The organism is Aeromonas sp. S41-2, from assembly GCF_027705845.1.
GTDB lineage: Bacteria > Pseudomonadota > Gammaproteobacteria > Enterobacterales > Aeromonadaceae > Aeromonas > Aeromonas hydrophila.
Window position 1 is genome coordinate 23,813 of sequence record NZ_JAPDCG010000008.1, and the last position, 20,050, is coordinate 43,862.

Consider the following 20,050-nt stretch of genomic DNA (forward strand, 5'->3'; position numbering starts at 1 on the left):
GATGAATGACTTTTTCAGGGAGCCTATGGCTCCCTGCTGCCTATAGCTTCATTATAAAATCGATTGTAATGGCTAAAACATGTAACAACCTCATGATCCAGTTCTGGATCACCCGTTACATGAATCCATCCAGATAATATATCCGCTACGCCCCACATCGGCTCACAATAGTGAAGAACTTCCTCGACATCAAAATCTTCTGTCTTGGCTAACTCTTCAAGTGCTCCACGTAACCATTCTCTAACCGTTTTAAATTTTAGATTTCGTTTTCTTGCATAAAACTGACGTAAACTGGTTGCGATAGAATCTTCATTGCAACCCGCGTACTTGGCAAAAGCCTGATAGCCTATTGACTTGGATACAAAACGTTTCAGAAGAGGTTCAAACAATCCAGACCTATGAGGCACCCACTTATCTAGTGGGGATGTAGGCATCATTTTGAGAAATATCGATTGTTTGTGTTCCATCGACACATGGCGGTTAAAATCAGCATCAAACGCCGCTAGCATCTTAATAAAAAGATATATATTGAAATAATGTAGAGTTCTAAACAGGACCCTGTTTTGTTCAGGCCCCATGTTAAAATCGCTATCATTGACTCGCAACTCTACATTCAACTCCATTAGACTAGCTCTCAGCCAGTCGTTCTCTAAAACTTTCTTGGCTCGACTTCTCCCACGAAGACCATCTAGGCTATCCAATAAAATCTGCAATTCATATAGGAAACTTTCTGCTTGCGCACACGTTTGTGGGTAATAACCTGTAATTTGAAGGCCTTTGAAGATGCTTGGCCATTTCACACGAATCGCAAATTGCGATATTAGTATGGGTTCAGATGGTGTATCAAAAAAATCAGCACTAACACCCCTAGTTACTGAGATATCCTTCAATCTTTTGATGAATTTTTCTGACTGAGTACTGTGGCACTCATCCCCTGATGATAAAAAATACTTGTTTAGTGTTTTGGCACATGGAGGATACAGCTTGTCTTTATTTATGCTAGGGGAAGTAAACACGCCTCGAAAAAATTCCCCTTGTGAAGGAAAACCAAGCCATTCGATAAACTGCGATGGATCATAAAGAAACATTTAATACCCCCACCGATTAAACGCCAGCGGCATCTTGTTGAGCTTCTCGCGGTGCTCTCGCCAATTTGGCAGGTGCAGATCCATCAGGGAGATAAATCGCTGGTTATGCTTGCGCTCTAATAGATGCACCATCTCGTGAACCACAATAAATTCCAGGCATTCAGGGGGCTTCTTGACCAACTCGAGGTTGATCCAGATGCGAGCAGTATCTGTTTTGCAGCTACCCCACATGGTTTTCATGCGTTTGATACCCACAAAGGAAGGTGACACCTTTAACGTCTCCTGCCACTTGGCGATAAGATCTGGCAAGCGCTGGCGTAGCAACTGGCGGTACCACTCAAGGAGCAACACCTCGCGGCGGTCTGCGTCATAGTGTGCAGGCACCCGCATACGGATCCAGCCGCCCTGTAACTTGACGCTATGGTCACCATCGGTCTGAATCACATCCAGCCGGTAACCTCGTCCCCAAAGATAATGGGTCTCTCCGCTACACATCTTGCGCTCGCTCTGGCGCGGCTGGGCAACAAACGCCGCCTGCTGCTGTCGAATCCAGGCCAGTCTTCGCACCACTGCAACTCGAATGGCGGTATCTGACAAAGAAGCAGGCGCGGATACACGCACCCGTCCATCAGGGGGTAATACATTGATGTGCAAGTTTTTGATGCCCTTGCGCTGCAACTCGAACGTCAGCTCACCGAAGGTAACCAACGCCATCAATGGTACTCCGGCTGGGCTTTTACCAGGGTCATCACATCCGCGACGGTCACATCGTACTCTTTGATCTCTTCGGCAATAGCAAAGGCAACCTCCCGCTCTTTGAAGCGATCACCGAGCCAGTCCGCTTTTTTGGTATATCTGACGGCAGTATCGATCTTGGTCACCAGCACTTCATCGCAGCCCAAATTGTCATATAGCGCGCGCTTGGCTGAGGTATCTACACTCGCAGGGTAGGTCTGTGCCCCCCCGCTGGCTGGACGTTTCACCTTCATGGCCAGCTCTCGCACCTTTTCCAGATACTCCTGGTAAGAGATAGCCTGAGAGCGACGCAGCTCAATCAGCTCATCGAGGAGCACCGACATCTTTTCGTAGTACTTGGGGTTAACCGGATTCTCGTCGACGATGGTCCGTCGCACGTTGTTTTCAATCGCCTCAGCCATAGCCTCGGGGTCTTTACGCAGTCCCTCAGGCGCCCCCTCAAGCCCTTCAGCTCCCCGCTCGATGATCAACTCCAACAGTCCCAGCTCTTCAAAGTCCATCAGGGTTTCACTGGGGTCAGCATCAATATAGAGATCCAGCATCTGGCGCATCGCCGGCTCGAACTGCTTCATATCGACGTGATCACTACTGGCTACTTTGATCATGTCGCGCACCTTGCTGTAGTGCTCCACCTCACGACGGATTGCAGCAACCTGGCTCGCGCTATAACCGGCCTCTTCCATCTCCCCCGCCAGCGCAGTGAACGCACGGATAAGCTTGGCGACATATTGATAAAGGGTTAGACGCAGCGCCTCCTTGTCGAGCAGCTCATCTTCGTTTGCCCCCGGAGCACAGCAGAAGTAATGCTGATAATCCAACTCTTCGCGAGGAGCCTTGACCGGTTCGCAGAGCGTTCGAACTGCCTCCAGAGCGTCGTCAAGATCCTGCCGTCCTTGCGCCAAGCGATCTTTGAGTAACCCAGCGACATCCTCCTTGTCATAGCCTTCAAACGCCTCGGCCGTATAATCCTTGACGGTCTTCTCAAGAGAACGAAACAGGTCCTTGTAATCGACGATGTAGCCATACTCCTTATCGGCACCATCGAGCCGGTTGACCCGACAGATAGCCTGAAACAGGTTGTGATCGGCCATCTTTTTATCGATGTAAAGGTAGGTCGCCGACGGCGCATCGAAACCGGTCAACAGCTTGTCCACGACAATCAGCAGCCGCATCCGACCAGGCTCCTTGATAAAGCGCTGTTTGACCGTTTTCTCAAACTCCTCCACCCGCTTGCCAGCCTCATCCTCGCTCTGGCCGAAAAAGTTCGCCAGCATCTTGCGATAGATATGGTATTTCGCCAGCTTTTCGGTCAACCCCGCACCGGTCGTCTGTCCTTTGATGTTACTGGCATTAGGCTGATAGCTGGTGATGATGGCACACTTGTCAGCAAATCCTGCCTGACTGAACAGCTCATAGCTTTTGCAAGCCTGATAGACACTGGAGCACACCAGCATGGCATTGCCACGGCCATCCGCCAGGCGCTGTTTACGGTCAAAATCGAGCAGGATATCGGCCACGATCTGCTCGAGTCGTGAGCGGCTCGAGAGCAGCTTCTGCATCGAGGCCCACTTCTCTTTTAACTGCTGGCGACCAAGTCGGGAGAGCGCCTTGGTCTTCACCTCGAACCATTCATCCACCTTGGCCTGGGACTTGACCCGTTGGTCAATGTCGCGGGCCTCATAACGCAGGTCCAGCACCACCCCATCGCTCACCGCCTCGTCAAACTTGTAGGTGTGAATGAAGGGTCCAAACACCTCTACGGACTTCTTCTTATCCTTCTTCATCAGGGGTGTGCCGGTGAAGCCAATAAAAAGTGCCTCGGGCAATATGCTCTTCATGGCCCCATGCAACTTGCCCGACTGGGTACGGTGGCACTCATCCACAAACACAAAAAGTTTGCCCTTGGCCGCAAAATCAGCCGGCAGGCTGGCTTTGAGCTCGGCGATAAATTCATCGTCATCTCGCTCAGCCATCTCATCTTCTTCTTCCGTGTGTCGGCCAAATTTGTGTACCAAAGAGCAAAGCAGCCAAGGGTGTGCCTCGTTAAAACGGCGTACCAGATCGGCCCCACTCTTGGTACGCAGGATCTCCTCTTCAACCCCGGCAAATACCTTCTCTATCTGCTCATCGAGTTCGGTACGGTCAGTGATGATCAAGACCCGACTGTCAGCAACATTCTCTCGGATCCACTTGGCCAGCCACACCATGGTCAGGCTTTTACCGCTGCCCTGGGTATGCCAGATGATCCCGCCCTCATGACGTTCAATAAACCGCTTGGCTGCCGAGATCCCAAAATACTGGTTATGGCGACAGGTTTTCTTAACCCCACTATCGAAGACAATAAAGTTGTGAATTAACTCAAGAAAGCGCCCCTTCTCGCAGAGCTGGGCCAGGTGGCGATCCAACAGATTTTCATCCTGCGAAGAGCCGGCCTCTTTCCACTCCAGATAATATTTCTCAGGGGTTTCGATGGTACCGTACCGCAGGCCCTGGCTGTCATTGCCCGCCATAACCAACTGCTGGGTGGTGAAAAAGTTGCGAATGAAATCCTGTTGCTGGTTGTCGAGGTTTTGCCGGATCCCTTCACCGATAGAGACGGTGGATCGCTTGAGCTCGATCACCCCTAGCGCAATACCGTTAACGTAGAGCACCAGATCCGGCCGCTTGGTATTCTCCCCCGCGACCGTCACCTCCTCGGCGATGGCAAAGTCGTTAGCCTCAGGATTGGCCCAGTCCACCAGCCAGACGGTCTGATGCTGCTCACCCGCCCCGCTCTTCTCCTTAACGCCATAGCGCAGCAGTCGGTAGACCTCTTTATTGGCATCATAGAGCTGACGCCCCTCCCCCAGGCTGGCCGCCCGCTCCAGCTGGCGCAGGACTCGGGGAATAAGCGCGGCATCCACCCCACGTCCAGCCAACCAACTGGTCAGCAAGGCGGGCTCGACATTACGATTGTTCGGGCGGGTATGCCAGTTACCGAGGTAGTGCCACCCTAATCGTTGCTGAAAAAAGGTGAGAACGCGTTGCTGGGTGGCCAGCTCTTTTTGACCAACTTTTCCCATAGGAGAAATTCCATGTGGACAACAAGATGGCCGAGGCTGCATAGCCAAACAACCAACCTGAAAGAGATGATATCCAAATCAAGAGGGCTGCAAAGGCGGCCCTAATCTTGATTCAATAATTAAGACAATGAGATATATTACGACGGAGTCAGACAAGACTACCATATTTCAAGAACATGGCGGTTGCCACTCATCAATGACAATCAGAAAACCCCTGCTGTAGGCGCGTGAGTGCAATCTGCAAACTCTTGTCATCAAACAAGCCAGCTTTGCGCCGTGCCCATTTTTCCCCTTTCGGCCAACGCAGGAGCCCAGCCCGCAGCGCCTCGACGGTGGGTTCGCATCCCTCTTGGTTTATCAGCCAGTCAACGGTTGCTAGCAGCTCCATTCCATAGGGCGATTCAAATCCGTCGATAAGCGCAGCAGCTTGCTCCAGCGCGGGTAAGTAAGCTCGCGCCTCGGTATGCAAATAGGCGGCAAGTTGTTGCTTCTTGTCATCATTGAACCAGATGACATCGAAGGGTTTGCTGTCCGGGATCCGCTTATCTGATTTGAGATAACTGCCGTCCATTGCATTCAGCAAGTGGGCCAGATTATTGGCATAAGGCCCGTAATGGTGTGCCGTAAAGTGCAACTGCAGCGGATCTTGTGGCGCCGTTTGACGAATAAAGCGCGCCAGAAACCATGCCAGTTTTTGAATTTCCAGCAGGCTGCACTCCATGCCAAGAAACCAGTAGCGACGGACCAGTTCGGCAATCAAGGCGCGGGCAGGTGTGAGATGTTCGACCCCAGTACGTTTGGCAACATTTTGGTACTGGTTGCTGGGTTCAAACAGCAGGATCTCAATATCCAGATCACCGAGAGCCTCTTCAATGGCCTGTTTTACTTCAGGCCATGGTAGGCCACCATTGCCTGCTCCTAGCGGGGGGATGGCAATAGATTTGACGTGATTTTGCACCAGCCAATGTCGCAGATCTTGTAAGCCTTCCTGAATCCATGCCATCTGGGATGGAGATCGCCAATGTTGCTTGGTGGGAAAGTTGATGATCCAGCGGGGGCCGAGTAGCTCACCAGTTTCGGTGATGAACATCTTGCCAGTGGTCACTTGCCCTGACTTACAGGCAGCCGCATAGCGAGCCATGTTGTCGGGAAAGCGCTCTTTAAACATCAGCGCAATGCCTTTACCCATGACACCAACGGTGTTCACTGTATTCACCAATGCCTCAACAGGCGCATCCAGCAGGTTGCCAGTGGTGTATCGAATCATCAGAAATACCATCCAGAACGAACATGAACCGGTCGGGCGACACCCAATTGGGCCATCGTTTGCTCAACCAGAGCCTTTGTCTCTTCGTTGTAACACACCACGCCGACTAATGCCTCAACGGGACAGTGTTGATGCACCAACGCCTCTGCTTGGTAGCGTTCGAACTTGGCGGGGTCATCTGGGTTTCGTTTGAAGTCACGCCGTTGCAAAATAGGCCAGTCGATGCGGTTCAGTTCCCCCAGATCATCGTAGAAATTGGCCCATTGATAATAGGCGTGGCTGTCGGTAAACAGGAATGCCAACTCCAGCTCGGCAATTCGATGCAGACTGGATACCAGGATCAGGATCTCGTCATTACTGCGCTGCGGCACGCCCCTCCCTGAGTGGATATTGCTGAGCATGGGAGAAAAGGGAGTGAAATAGAATGGCACGTAGTCGTTCAATACCCCGAAAGGCGCCAGCGGCACCGGATGATGGGCGCGCTTGCTGATCAACTCGGCCAAACCAATATGTACCCAAGAATCACTCTGCTCGGTTGCGTTGCCCGCCCACAGACCATGAGTCAAAATCCATGGCAGATTATCGCGATGCACGATACGAAAGATCAGCGCCTTCTCTGGATTGAGACTGCGACTGTAGTCATATGGCATTGGTCTGGTTCTCCCGTATTATGTCTGGTCGCATGGCAAAGCATGTAATAGAACATCTAACATCTCGTCTTCATGGCGTTTCATTGCCTCAATGTGCCAGTCATCTGACTCCATCATCAAATATTGTTTAATGCTGTCGATGACCCCACCTGCGTAGTGTTCTTGTTTGGCTTTGGGCAAATAGTCACTTAGACGTGAATTTTTTTCATGGCTAATCAGACAGAGATTGCCAAATGCATTCAGGTGCTCACTTGGCCATAGCTTCCCTCCTCTAGGATGCTGTGGGTAGTAGTGTTCCACCGAACTGCGAGAGGTGAATTGAAAGTTGGCAATAGTGCTGTCTTTGTTAGCCGCTCTACGATTCCTTTGCCATAAGAGATAATCGAGAAAGTTAAAGATCAGATTGTTCTCTATCTGTCCGTAACAGAGACGCTGCCTCACCATATTTCTGTCGATCTGCTCTTGTACTGTTTGAGGCAGATCTTCCTGCCGATAGATCATATCGAAATAGTCGGCCCCGGTGTCAGCCAGGAAACGGTCAAAAACAAACCTCTTGGCAACCGACTCCAGATAGACCAGATAGTCAGCGGCTTGTATCGGTTGCTGCGCGTCATTGAAGAGCCAGTGAAGTGCCGCATTGAGCCAATGCTTATAGACCATAGTCGGAGCGGAGACATGAAAAGCTGCCAGCAACATCGCAAGTTGCTGATTGATGTCATTCTCACCCTTTTCATTACTAAATGATTTCGGATAGTCGGTGCTTCCGCCACTGTCTTTCTTGTAGCTTTTCAGACTCCAGCCTGTCTTATTTGCAGCGTATTCACGCTTGATAACATACGAGTCAAACAGATGCTTGCAGCGCAGTAAGGCAAAGGTGAATGCCTTGGTGCCTTCAATAGCTTGCGCCTTTCCAATCACCCCCTGCGTTGGGTTGCCACGGAGCAGATAGTCGTCAAAGGTATCCAGCAGCCGTTTATCATCGAGGGGAATATCCTGTTTGAGCAGGACACGCAGCACATGCAGCAGGAAATTCGGGAAGTTGATCACTGAGTGGAAGCGTTTCGCGCCATCATCATCAAGTTGCTCAGTGTGTTTGCCCAGCGGTTGTTGGATCAGCGCTTCAAGACTCAATGAAATTGGTCTATCCATCACGGCAGCTTGCCCATCCCCAAGCAGCTCAGTCAAAGCGTCAAAGCTATCGACACGCAGTTGATGCCACTCTTGACCAAACAATTTCGACCGCTCGGAGGTGGTAAAACCAGCTTGCACATACTTGTCGATATTGGCGCACGCGTCCCACACCTTATGCAGAGCATACTCGCTACAGGCTTTTTCAACTGGGTCAGGGATTTGATTCATCACTGCCAGCAAACGGGCTTTAAGCACTTCATGTTTTACGAGCTGCTCACCGCGACTGTTCATCACCTCGAAATAGTGGTTGAGGTCTGTCTTTGGCGGCACACCGACTCGCAGGATCTCGACACGGTTTAGTAGATAATCCGAAAACTCGATGGGGCTGATATTACGTGCCTTTAACTTGTTTCTCAGCACGTTGTGAATTATCCGGTAACCACGCAGGATGGCGTCATTAATCTCGGTCATACCCGTTAACTGAGGCGGGTTACCTTCCAGTTGGCCATTGAACAGTGCAGAAAGGGTTTGGCGGGAATGCTCACGGCATTCGAAGTCGATATTGGGTTGACGATACCAGTCGAGTTCAACACCGAGCGATCGCCCCTGATTGCGTAAATAGGTTACCAACAACGACAGCGTTGTCAGTCGTTGCTGGCCATCGATCACTTCATATATCGCTCGATCGGCCTCACGCTCCCGTGCGGATACCACCAAGCTGCCGATATAGTAGCGCTTCCTCTTGGGCTGATAGTCGAACACATCCTCAATCAGCTGGATTATCTCGGCTTCTTCCCATGCGTAGTTGCGCTGATACATAGGGATCAGATAGCTCACCTGCTCCTCTGGCGGGGTGTTACCCAGCAGCTTGCCCACTGAGAGAAGGGTGATCATCTCATCGCTCATCGAGATACCCCATTTTATCAAATAGTGCTTTCAATTCATCAATCTTGGTGCCATTAACCTTGGTCACGGTCGGCACCTCATATTGCAAGAACAGCTGGGGATTAGTCGCCTCACGTAACACCTTGAACATATTTTGTCGCCCGACTACATAGTTATCCATACTGGCCAACTGCACAGAATACATATCAAGGCGCAAGGCATAGGCCCAGATAAAGATCTTCTCTATCGCTTTGGAGAGGTGCGTGGCGCCGAACTTGTCGAAGTAGTAGAGCAACAAACAATCGAACATTGTTCGCACATAGCGATCACCGGTACGATGGCGGCCCTGGTAGTCGGCAAGCACCATAAGTATCTCGCGGGCATAGCCCTCGAGCTTATAACGTTCCATCAACGCCGAACCGTTAAACAGAAATGTCAGCCCCTGATAGTGCTTCATCATCTCGAAGAAACGACGACCGTTGATAATGGTTTGATCCAGCTGAAACGGAAACGCCATATGCAGTTCATCAACCTTGTTATGAACTATCCGCAACGCGGAGATACAAGGAAAGGCTTCGCTGTTGGCCAGATTAACCCCTTTGAATAGCGCCACGTCATCCTTGCCAAAGTAACGGGCAGGTTTCCCTGTAATCCAACGTCTAATGCGATAAAGATGTTCACCAAACAGAGCTTCTAATAGATCCCCATTACTATTTTCCCAACCGGATACGGTGGCAGTTTTAAGCGGCTCATCCAACGCTGAAAATTCTCGTAGATGGAAAGCCTTGAGCAAATCATGGGGGGCCAGATCTCGTCCGCGTGCATTTTGTGAATCAAAAAACTGGAATGCTTCTGAGATATCAAACAGCACCACCTGTACCAGTTCACAGCGGTTCAGCAGAAAGTCGATCTGTTTCTCATCAAAATCGGCGCGCACGACCCGCCTGCGGATCACCTGATAGTTCTCCCGGATATTGTGTTGTGACACTGTGTTAGTGAAATCGGGATGTATCATGCTCGATTTCAGCGCGTTCAACTGCTCTCGCAGGTTAGGGGCGGTCACTGCGGCGAGTTTCTCATTGAGTAGCGCATGAAGGATTAGCAGCAGTGTGATGGTCCGTTGCTGACCATCGACAATGTCCCGGATACGCATGCCCGCTCCAGTATCTTCCTGAGAGGGGCGCTCATATAACACTAACGTACCCAATCGATACGCATCTTTTTCTTGGTGTAAGGCCAGATCATCCAGCAGTTGCTCGACATGTCTGGTCGTCCACTTATAGGGACGCTGGTAGGGCGGGATCACCAACGTGGGGTCAGCCAGTAGCTGGCTGACCTTGATCACCTTGTACTGCAAGGTGTGGGGATGGGTCACTGATACGGCTGTCATTCAACCTGTTCCACAGGCAGGCGGATACGGCCGGTCAACAACTGCTGCATCATCCCCTGCTTCACATCACGGGCCTTGGCCAGCTTCTGCTCCAACGCGGTGAGCTCGCTGTCTATATCGGAGAGGATGGTGGCGATGGCTGTTTGCTCTTCGATGCTTTTTGGTAAACAAATGCACATATCAGTTAATGTATCCATCGTGATATATGGAGTGTTTCCAGCATTTACTTCAACCCGAATTCGTTCTGACAAATTCACTTCCATCTGTAGTTTTACAAAATGGATGTCAGAATAAAATGACGTCAGAACATATGTTCTCTGATAGGCATTAAATTTACCATTATAATGGTGAATATATCCAACATTGGCGCCATTACCTGAAATGAGAAGTGCATCGTCATCGAAAGCATAACTGTCTATCCAGTAGTAGCTTCTTGCGCACGTATAAAAGCGATATTCACCATCAGTTTTCATTGCATTAGCATCAAGCTTGCCTGTTTTAAATGAACCGCAAACTTCTTTCAGATATCTTACCTCCCAATCCTCCGGAATTTGTCCCAGCTCGCTGGATTTATAACCTTTGGAGGTGCCATCGGGGAGCAGGGCGAACTGCGGCAGGCGGGTACGGCCAGTCAGCAGTTGCTGCATGGTGGCGGTCTTGATGGCCTGTTTCTTGGCGATCAGTTGCTCCAAGCCTGAAATCAATGCATCGGTATCTGAGAGAACCGTAGCTATTGCAAGTTGCTCGTTCTTATTCGAAGGAATAAAAATTTTCAGCTCTCGTAGGGTACTTTGATTCAGATTTATCATCGTAGTACCTACGGATGAACTCTCTATCGCAGCAATTATCTCCTTGCTTGAAAGAACTCGTTGTATAAATCGAGACTCACAACTCGACTTAATCCGAATGATCATTGACCCTGTACCACAGAGCCAACCATTTTCCTCAATCCCAACTACAGCACAACGCCCCATTTCTCCTCTGCGGCCTATAACAATGTCACCAGTCTGAAGTCTAAATTCTGAGAGCTTTGTGGCCGCAGTCGTCGATATGCTCATAGATGATGTTGGAATAATACCCCCATCAATAATCTGCATAGGATTTACTATTGGTATACCATCAATGACGTAATCAGACTTGTGTAACGCACTCCCAAATGGACCGGTTCGAAATGATGCATACATTCCGAGCCTCTCGATAATCCAATCCTCAGGAATTATGCCAATTTCGGTCCATTTAAAGCCCGCCGGAATAGTCTGCTTGGCGGCCAATTCATCTGCATTATGCTGCATCATCTGATCTGCCATTATGCCCACTCCAGCCCCATGGCCTTTAGATGGGCCGCCACCTTGGCCTCCAGCTCGCTCACGTTTTGGGTGAGTTGTGGTAAGGAACTGCTATAACGCTCCTCAAGCTCCTTGACCCGGTTGGCAAGCTGCTGAGTAACCCGCTCAATCTCGGCTTCCAGCGCAGCACGCAAGCTCGCCTGCCACTTCTCTTCCACCAGCAGGGTTTTAATCTCGTTATCCTGCAGCTTGGGGTAGTGGGCAAATACCGCTTTATCGAGGGCGTCGCTGGCCTCCTTGTGGGCCTTCTTGGCGCGGGTCTCGGCGTCGAACAGCTGCTGCGCCTGCTTGAGCACAACCAGCTCCTCCTTGTCGGTGGCGACCTTGATACGGGCCTTGACGCTGGCGGCGGTCACCTTCTCCTTGTCGTTCATGGCATCGACCAGTCCGCCCTCTTCCCCGCTCTGCTCCTCGATAAAGCTCTCCAATGCCTGACTCGCTTCATCCAGCGCAGCTTGCAGGGTATCGAGCTCATTTTGCTCATTGGCAAAGAAGCGGGCCACCAGCAAGGCGGGTGGGATCAGCTCGGCCTTGTACTTGGCCTTGCCAATCACCAGATCCGGGCTCTCTTTGATCTTTTCGCCCTTGTCGGCAATCAGCTCGCGCAGGACCCGACCCGCTGACCAGCCATCCTGAGAGAGCACATAAAGATCGTCTTGCAGCTGGCTCTGCCAGTAGTCCATCAGCAGCTGATAGATGGCGTAGGGGTCGAGCAGCTCACCGGTCGCCTCGGCGCTCGCGCGGTAGTGCTCAAGCAGTGCTTCACTCACCTCGTCGATCAGCGCCTTGGGCGAGTCGCCCTTGGCAAACTCGCCGAACTGGCACTCGCTAAACCACTTATCAAACGGCGCCAGCGCCGCCTGTTTGAAGCGGGCAAACTCCTCACAGGCCAGTATGGTGCTCTTGACCTTGGCGGCTGCGACCCGCGCCTCACTGTAGCCGGGTCGCAGCGGGGCAAACAGGGTGGACTTGAGGGTCGGGAATACTCGCCAGTAGGACCCAAGCGCCGCGATATCGCGATCAGGGATGCCCCCTTGCAGGTGACCAGCCAGATCGTGCAGATCTTCCCCTTCGCTGCCATCGATATAGCGCGGGATATTGAGGTTGTAGTCGTTGCGGGCGATCTCGCTAAGTGGCACCCAGCGGCTGTAACCCTCCAGGGTCAGGCCACGGGTGAAGGTATCGACAATCTTGTGAATGTCCTGCTCGCGCAGCCGGTTCTTGTTGCCATCTTTGATAAAGCCTTTGCTGGCATCGATCATAAACAGCCCTTGCTCATGGTCAGCCAATGCGTTGAAGGCGCGGGTGTGAGCGCTCTCTTTGTCGATGACGATGATGCAAGCAGGAATACCGGTGCCGTAGAACAGGTTGGCAGGCAGACCAATGATCCCCTTGATGTAACCCTGCTTTAGCAGGTTCTCGCGGATTCGCGCCTCGGCATTGCCGCGAAACAGCACGCCGTGGGGCAGGATCACGGCGCCCTTACCGGTGCTCTTCAGGCTCTTGATGATGTGCAGCAAGAAGGCGTAATCGCCGTTTTTCTCTGGCGGCACGCCCCAGACAAAGCGGCCGAACTCGTCGTGTTCGGCATCGAGGCCACTGGTCCAGTTCTTGTTGGAGAAGGGCGGGTTGGCCACGGCAAAGTCAAAGGTCTTGAGCTGGTTGTTGCACTCCTTCCATTGGGGCGCGGCCAGGGTGTTGCCCTTCCAGATTGCTGCAGTGGGATTGTCGTGCAGGATCATGTTCATCCGCGCCAGCGCACTGGTGGCGTTGTCCATCTCCTGCCCGTAGATGGTCAGCCCCTTGGGGCCAGCCTCGTCACTGGCCTTGAGCAACAAGGAGCCAGAACCACAGGTGGGGTCGTAGACGGTGGCATCTTGCGGGGTCTGACGGCTGATGCCAATCACTTTGGCCAGAATGCGCGACACCTCAGCCGGGGTGTAGAACTGTCCCTTGGACTTGCCCGACTCGGTGGCGAAGTGGCGCATCAGGTATTCGTAAGCATCACCCAGCAGGTCATCCCCTTCGGTGCGGTTGGCCGACAGATCCAACCCCTCGAAGATAGCCACCAGCTTGGAGAGGCGGTCGATCATCTCCTTGCCCTTGCCGAGTTTGTCCTCGTCGTTGAAGTCGGCAATGGTGATCACCCCCTGCAGATCGTTGGCGGTCGCCAGCGCACTGATGATGGTGTTGATCCCCTCGCCTATCTCCTTGCTGCCCTTGAGCGCCACCATGTCGTCAAAGCTCGCCCCGGCTGGTACCTCGATCATGGCGTACGGGTTGCCCTTGGCCTTGTCGGAGACGTATTTCACAAACAGCAGGGTCAGCACATAATCCTTGTACTGGGAGGCATCCATCCCGCCGCGCAGCTCATCGCAGCCAGCCCAGAGGGAGGAGTAGAGTTCGTTCTTCTTGATAGCCATGAGTCAGGTATTCCGATAAGAGTCAGTTTGCGCCAAGGGCGCAGGGAAAACGAAAATAGGCAGAGATTCACAACCTTGCCGGTTGCGGTGCCAAACATTGCCGACGAGTTTACCCACTTGGCCCTGTTGCAACCATGCCTGATATCACATCAGAGGGTGATGCGCCGACCGTTTGCTGCAAAAGCCATCATTTGCCTTCAAGCAAGGCTGACGGTGTGCTCTCGCCACGGCATTTGAGTTGCCCCAGCGCGTTGGTTCGGCAGACGGTGCCATCGGAGGCACGCAGGTTACCGAGACTATCCTCACGCCACGTCACCCGTTCGTCGGTTTTGGCATTGCTGCCACGCACATGGCCCAGTTCGTCTTTACGGTAGGTGGTGCCATCGCTGCCCTTGAGGTTGCCCAACGGATCGGTGCGCCAAGTAATGCCGGTACCTGAATCCCTGACGGTGCCAAGGCAGTCGGTGCGCAGCAAGCCATGGCGGCCATCCTGGCATTGATAGCGGGTGTGGCCGAGGCTGTCCTTGCGGTAGGTGCAATCGCCCGCGATTCCAAGTTGGGGGAACGCACCGAGCAAGAAAACGGCTGGCCAGGGCAACCGGGCAATTGACCAGGAGATCAAACGGACGCTCATCGCATGTCTCCTCTGGATGTGAGCTCGACTGACTATACCGAGCGGACTGTGCCGGTTCGATACTGGGGTTTTGCACATGTCGTGTTTTCAGGCGGATACAGTAGCAAACTGCCCACATCCCATCTCACCTCCCCTTTGTTGCCCAAACAGGCATTGTCGCAAGGCTTCTAAACTGCCCTTACCCGAGTGGGATGACGCCAACTAATTTGTCAATTTCAGCCGATGCTGACCAAAGGTAATCTTATGCAACCAATTTCTTCCCGAGCACGAAGACATCAGCGCCGTCATCGAAAGAGACGAGCACAAGCCCTTACTACCGGCCAAGGTTATCGCCCCAATATCATCTTCTTCACCGGGGCCGGTTTGTCAGCGGAAAGCGGAGTACCTACGTTCAGAGGCAAGGAGGGTATTTGGCATCACGATGAAAACTGGCGCTATTCCCATGCGAGCAGCTTGGACACAGATCTGGCTGGTTTCCTGGCCTTTCACAACCAGCGGCGTCAAACCATGTTGGAAGCCTCCCCCTCGCAAGCCCACTATCTGATCGCCAAGCTACCGCCGAAATATAGTGTCGGGATCATCACCCAGAATATTGATGACTTACATGAGAGGGCTGGTAGCCATGGTGTTATTCATCTGCATGGTTCAATCCGGTTTTTGGTACCCAAGGGCTTTCGTAATCCAAAATACCGGCAGCCATGGTACAAAGATGTAAAGATGGGCGAGTGCTGCCCATGTACCCGCTCACAATTTCGCCCTGATATCGTGCTGTTTGGTGAGACGGCTTATGAGTATCAACACGCTCGTCGCTGGCTCTGCGAGGCCGATATTGTGATAATTATAGGAACCAGTTTACTGGTTGAACCTGCATTCTCTTTGCTGCAAAACATCAACCCCGGCGCATCTGTCTATTACATCGATCCCGACCCCGGGTTGTCATCCAGACTGCCGTTTCCCGGTGAGCAGATTGTTGATGGGGCTAATCGCGGTGTTGTTCGCCTATTGCAGAAAATATGTCATGACTGATGAGCCTGTAGTGACCAAGAGGAAGCAACATGAAATTGTATCTGGACGATGAGAGAGAAACACCGGCAGGGTGCGTTCGCGTATTCTGGCCAGACGAAGCGATTGCATGGCTAAAAACAGGAGCAGTGACAGAAATTAGCCTCGACCATGACCTAGGTGATGATAATAGAGGAACAGGCTACGACGTTATTCTTTGGATAGAAAAAGAGGTAATGACCAATCACTTCATACCACCCCTTATTCGTGTTCACTCCGCGAATGTCTCCGCACGAAGTAAAATGGAATTGGGTATTATGGCTATTAATGATTTTCTGGCTAAGCCATCACGGATCGCCCCAGATGATACAAATTGTGTTCGCTGACTCAGTGACATGAGGGAGGGCCAATTGAATAAAGCAGTAGGGGTGCATGTTAGGCTGCGGTGGATTCAACTCTGAAGCAAAACCCTACCCTAAAGGCAACCAAGGAGACAGAACGAGCACTTCCGCCATTGAAATTTACATATCATGACCATGAGCCATATTGATACACGACCATTTTCATTGCTTTTATAATATACGAAAACAGTTTTAAAGTTCATTTTTATAGTATGAGCATGGCGACTTGCTTTTATATATCACAAAAGCAAGTCGCCTAAGAATAGAGCAAATTGACACATTCACCAATGATGTTTAACCTCCTAAAAAACAGGAGGCTATATGAACAAGAATGAACCAGCACTAATAAAAACCAAAGCACTATTAAAAAAACTTGGCATATCTAGATCGACTCTGTACAGGTGGATTAAAGAACACAAGTTTCCACCGCCACACAATAAAGGTTTTTATTCTGCCGCAGAGGTCAGCAGTTGGATATCAAGGGAAAACCGCTCATCTTAGATGATGAATTATACCGCTATTCAATGACTCCATTATATTTACATTTCCTGAATGGATTTCACTGCCTCCATTAATTTTTTATCCCATAACTCATATGCCTCACGTTGCTCATTGGTCCAATCATGAAGATTGTAAATAGCCATGACACCAGCCATCCTGTGACCAAGCATTTTCTCGGTTACCTGTGGCATGATGCGCTCCTCCGATAAACGCGTACTCAGCGTCCGACGCATGTCGTGCATACGCCAATACGGAAGATCCAGTTTATCTCGCACCCGCTCTGCTAGCTGGATCAGGGACGCACTGCTCAATGACTGCTTTGGATTCACCGGCGAGCGACATACTGGCCCCCCCTTTAGCCGAGATTTCGCCGCCGCTTCTTGCAGCAACATCATCACCCGGGTAGGAATAGGCCGACGTATTGGTGATCCACTTTTGGCACGAGCAGCGGGAACCGTCCAAATTTGCTCCTCCAGATTAAACTCACTCCACTGCGCCCCCAATGCCTCGCCACTGCGACAGCCCAGCAGGATCACCAGTTTGGCGGCCAATTTTAATCCGCGGCTGGCCCTGCTCTGTTCAAATGCAATCCAAATCTGAGCGAGTTCACGCATGGTCAGCACACGAGTACCTCTCTCAGGTTGAGATCCAACATCTTCGGTGCGTAATTGCAACACCGGGGAGCCGCCAATGAGATTTCTCCGAATACAAAAACTAAGAATGGACTTTAATCTGCGTAATAAATGACCGGCATTTTTGGGCTTTTTCTTGCCAATTTTATCAAACCACTCCAGCCAGCTGGAAAACGGGATCTGTTCAACCGGAATACCAATAAACAGAGGTTCGAAATAGCGCTGCATGGTATGCTCATAGAGCATGACCGTACGAGGCCGCAGCTTGGGCAGATGGTGCTCACGAAAATGCTCGCAGCACTGTTTCAGTGTGACATCATGCTTCTGGTGGAGCTTATCCCAGAAAACTCTAGGGTGTTCATTACGCTCCAGCGCACCACGGATAGCAGGGATCAATGCCCTGGCATCAGCGAGTTTAAGGTCGGGATAGCGTCCAATTTTGAGTCTCGCCGCTTTTCCTTGCCAGCGATAGCGATATTGCCATGAGATGGTGCCACGCTCGGTGACCCGAGCTGACAATCCATCACGATCTGACAATTCCGTCTTACCAAAGTAGGGCTTACCATACAGGGCACGTAGCTTCGCATCAGTAAGTGGCATATGACTCTCCTGTGATTGGCCATCTGATTTTTCACTGACACATTAACGCGCCCTGACGTGTACACAGATACGTACCAAACTGGTCTGAAACGGACTGAATCAAGATCAGACAAAGTGAGACAATCTGAGATAACACTCCGTATAACGACTTGTTTTTCAAGCATATAAACACAATTCAGAACCACGAAATGAGCCAGCAGACAAAGCCTACCTTCTATTTCCACGACTACGAGACTTTCGGCATCAGCCCGGCCAGGGACAGACCGGCGCAGTTTGCCGGTATTCGTACAGATGCGGATTTCAACCTCATCGGTGAGCCGCTGGTTATCTATTGCAAGCCGCCCGCGGACTATCTGCCAGAGCCGGAAGCCTGCCTCATTACCGGCATCACGCCGCAGAAGGCGATGAAGGACGGGCTGTGCGAGGCGGATTTCATCCGTCAGATCCACGAGCAGTTCGCCACCCCGGGCACCTGCGTGCTGGGCTACAACAGCATCCGCTTCGATGACGAGGTGACCCGCTACACCCTCTATCGCAACTTTTATGACCCCTATGCCTACGCCTGGCAGAACGGCAACTCCCGCTGGGATATCCTCGACATGCTGCGGGCCTGCTACGCCCTGCGCCCGGAGGGGATCGAGTGGGCGTTTGACGAAGAGGGCAAGCCGAGTTTCAAGCTGGAGAAGCTCACCGTCGCCAATGGCGTGGCCCACGCCAATGCCCACGATGCGCTCTCCGACGTGCTGGCCACCATCGAGATGGCCAAGCTGGTGAAAAAGGCCCAGCCCAAGCTGTTCGGCTACCTGTTTGACCTTCGCAACAAGAACAAGGTGAAGGCCCTCATCGACGTGGTGACCATGAAGCCGCTGGTACACGTCTCCGGTATGTTCTCCCCCTGGCAAGGGTGCGCAAGCTGGGTCTCGCCGCTCGCCTGGCATCCCAGCAACCAGAACGCGGTGATCATGGTGGACCTGACCCGTGACCCCACCCCGCTCATCGAGCTCACCAGCGAGGAGATACGCGAGCGCCTCTACACCAAGAAAGAGGAGCTGGGGGATCTGGCCGGCATTCCGGTGAAGCTGGTGCACATCAACAAGTGCCCGGTGCTGGCACCGGCCGCCACCCTGACGGCGGAGCGTGCCGACCAGCTTGGCATCGACCGGGAGCAGTGCCGCAAGAGCCTGGATCTGCTGCGCGCCCACCCCGAAGTGCGGGAAAAACTGGTGGAAGTGTTCAATCAGGAGTTTGCCGGCAACAATGACGGCGACCCGGATACCCAGCTCTACGCCGGCTTCTTCGGTCACGGCGACAAGTCCACCATGGATCTGGTGCGCGCCACCCCGGCGGATCTGCTGGGCGAGCGGGAGTTTGCCTTCACCGACTCACGGCTGCCGGAGATGCTGTTCCGCTACCGTGCCCGCAACTGGCCGCACACCTTGAGCGAAGCGGAGCAAAAGCGCTGGCGGCTGCACTGCAGCGACTACTTCAGCCGCCGTCTGCCGGACTATGTGCCGCGCCTGGAGGCGCTGGCCGAGCAGAATCAGGGTAACGAACGGAACTTTGCCATCCTCAAGAGCCTCTATCACTACCTCGAAAATCTGTGAGATGTGACCCGCCTCACGGTTAAATGACTGTACGCTCCCCCGCCCCGCGACATAATGGGAAGGGGAGCAAAGACTCCTGATGTTTCAATTATTTGTGCGCTAACATTGTACTAACGGCCGGTTGGCCTATCGACCCTTGGGGATGCCGCATCCGATGCGTTCAGGATTATCCGGTTTTGGTTTGCTCATCTGCGCCTTGCTGCCATCGGCCAGCATGGCGGGTGTGCGTTTTGATGTCCCCGACTACCTGTTGCAGTTGCCGCAGCAGACCTATCAGCTGATCGAGAGCAACTTCAGCCGCCTCTATCAGCAGACCGACTTTACCCCCCAGATCACCAACAGCTATTTCAACCGCTCCGATCTCTACAACTTCGTCGGCGTGCCGCTGGCCATCACCCCCCAGGCCGGTTTCCAGCTGGAAGTGTTCGGCCAGCTCTACAACCGCGCCTCCCAGAGCTATGTGCACATGAGCCAGGACATGTCGCTCTATCGGATGATCCGGGCCGACATGATGGGCAACACCAACGACGAGGTAGCCCTCGGCATGGGGCTCGGCATTCCGCTCACTGCGCAGCTCACCTTCAAGGCCCTGCTCTCCAGCAACGAGATCCCGGGCTATGGCGCCGCCAATTACGCCATCGGCTTCGAGTGGCGTTACTGACCCCGGTATAACAGCGC

Annotated in this window: 16 protein-coding genes; 5 read left to right on the top strand and 11 right to left on the bottom strand. The window is 52.3% G+C overall.

The window, feature by feature from the left end; translation table 11 throughout:
• Positions 1 to 23: 23 nt before the first annotated feature.
• The 10 genes from OKC44_RS17105 to OKC44_RS17150 all read right to left on the bottom strand — a co-directional run bounded on the left by OKC44_RS17105 (position 24) and on the right by OKC44_RS17150 (position 14,632).
• A complete protein-coding gene (locus tag OKC44_RS17105) occupies positions 24 to 1,088 on the bottom strand; it encodes a hypothetical protein (protein WP_139703478.1) in 1,065 nt (354 codons plus the stop codon).
• A complete protein-coding gene (locus tag OKC44_RS17110) occupies positions 1,089 to 1,802 on the bottom strand; it encodes a M48 family metallopeptidase (protein WP_039038872.1) in 714 nt (237 codons plus the stop codon).
• Entirely contained in the window at positions 1,802 to 4,906 is a 3,105-nt protein-coding gene (locus tag OKC44_RS17115) for a type I restriction endonuclease subunit R (protein WP_118881378.1), read from the bottom strand. The genes OKC44_RS17110 and OKC44_RS17115 overlap by 1 nt, the downstream gene beginning before the upstream one ends.
• Before the next feature lie 193 nt (positions 4,907 to 5,099).
• Positions 5,100 to 6,173 carry a type II toxin-antitoxin system antitoxin DNA ADP-ribosyl glycohydrolase DarG gene (gene darG, locus OKC44_RS17120; protein WP_118881379.1) on the bottom strand — a complete coding sequence of 358 codons (1,074 nt, stop codon included), beginning with the start codon at positions 6,171 to 6,173 and terminating at the stop codon, positions 5,100 to 5,102.
• Positions 6,173 to 6,823, bottom strand: a complete 651-nt coding sequence (darT, locus tag OKC44_RS17125; protein WP_118881380.1) for a type II toxin-antitoxin system toxin DNA ADP-ribosyl transferase DarT — start codon at positions 6,821 to 6,823, stop codon at positions 6,173 to 6,175. Before darT ends, darG begins: the two co-directional genes overlap by 1 nt.
• Positions 6,824 to 6,841: 18 nt before the next feature.
• Positions 6,842 to 8,848, bottom strand: a complete 2,007-nt coding sequence (locus OKC44_RS17130; RefSeq protein ID WP_257496923.1) for a DUF262 domain-containing HNH endonuclease family protein — start codon at positions 8,846 to 8,848, stop codon at positions 6,842 to 6,844.
• A 1-nt stretch (position 8,849) separates the two neighbouring features.
• On the bottom strand, positions 8,850 to 10,229 hold the full coding sequence (locus OKC44_RS17135) for a DUF262 domain-containing protein (RefSeq protein WP_118881382.1): 1,380 nt from the start codon (positions 10,227 to 10,229) through the stop codon (positions 8,850 to 8,852).
• Positions 10,226 to 11,536: a restriction endonuclease subunit S gene (locus tag OKC44_RS17140; RefSeq protein ID WP_118881383.1), complete on the bottom strand. Its 1,311-nt coding sequence runs from the start codon at positions 11,534 to 11,536 to the stop codon at positions 10,226 to 10,228. Before OKC44_RS17140 ends, OKC44_RS17135 begins: the two co-directional genes overlap by 4 nt.
• A complete protein-coding gene (locus OKC44_RS17145; protein ID WP_118881384.1) occupies positions 11,536 to 13,998 on the bottom strand; it encodes an HsdM family class I SAM-dependent methyltransferase in 2,463 nt (820 codons plus the stop codon). Before OKC44_RS17145 ends, OKC44_RS17140 begins: the two co-directional genes overlap by 1 nt.
• Before the next feature lie 187 nt (positions 13,999 to 14,185).
• Positions 14,186 to 14,632, bottom strand: a complete 447-nt coding sequence (locus OKC44_RS17150) for a hypothetical protein (protein ID WP_240332636.1) — start codon at positions 14,630 to 14,632, stop codon at positions 14,186 to 14,188.
• Positions 14,633 to 14,875: 243 nt separating this feature from the next.
• On the opposite strand from OKC44_RS17150, the gene OKC44_RS17155 reads away from it, so the two are divergent.
• From OKC44_RS17155 to OKC44_RS22205, 3 genes are all read left to right on the top strand, one after another.
• Positions 14,876 to 15,658, top strand: a complete 783-nt coding sequence (locus OKC44_RS17155) for an SIR2 family NAD-dependent protein deacylase (protein ID WP_118881385.1) — start codon at positions 14,876 to 14,878, stop codon at positions 15,656 to 15,658.
• Positions 15,659 to 15,687: 29 nt separating this feature from the next.
• Positions 15,688 to 16,020, top strand: coding sequence for a cyclic-phosphate processing receiver domain-containing protein (locus OKC44_RS17160; RefSeq protein WP_080769878.1), 333 nt, complete (start codon positions 15,688 to 15,690; stop codon positions 16,018 to 16,020).
• 336 nt (positions 16,021 to 16,356) lie between these two features.
• Positions 16,357 to 16,536, top strand: coding sequence for a helix-turn-helix transcriptional regulator (locus OKC44_RS22205; RefSeq protein WP_080944303.1), 180 nt, complete (start codon positions 16,357 to 16,359; stop codon positions 16,534 to 16,536).
• Between the two features lie 38 nt (positions 16,537 to 16,574).
• Here OKC44_RS22205 and OKC44_RS17165 read toward each other — a convergent pair whose 3' ends face one another.
• Positions 16,575 to 17,768, bottom strand: coding sequence for a tyrosine-type recombinase/integrase (locus tag OKC44_RS17165; RefSeq protein ID WP_042863736.1), 1,194 nt, complete (start codon positions 17,766 to 17,768; stop codon positions 16,575 to 16,577).
• A 188-nt stretch (positions 17,769 to 17,956) separates the two neighbouring features.
• Here OKC44_RS17165 and sbcB point away from each other — a divergent pair, with 188 nt between their 5' ends.
• Both sbcB and OKC44_RS17175 read left to right on the top strand, forming a co-directional pair.
• Positions 17,957 to 19,372 carry an exodeoxyribonuclease I gene (sbcB, locus tag OKC44_RS17170; protein WP_270814288.1) on the top strand — a complete coding sequence of 472 codons (1,416 nt, stop codon included), beginning with the start codon at positions 17,957 to 17,959 and terminating at the stop codon, positions 19,370 to 19,372.
• A 154-nt stretch (positions 19,373 to 19,526) separates the two neighbouring features.
• Positions 19,527 to 20,033 (top strand): hypothetical protein, encoded by a 507-nt coding sequence (locus OKC44_RS17175; protein WP_039214596.1) that lies wholly within the window; start codon positions 19,527 to 19,529, stop codon positions 20,031 to 20,033.
• The last annotated feature ends 17 nt before the right edge of the window (positions 20,034 to 20,050 follow it).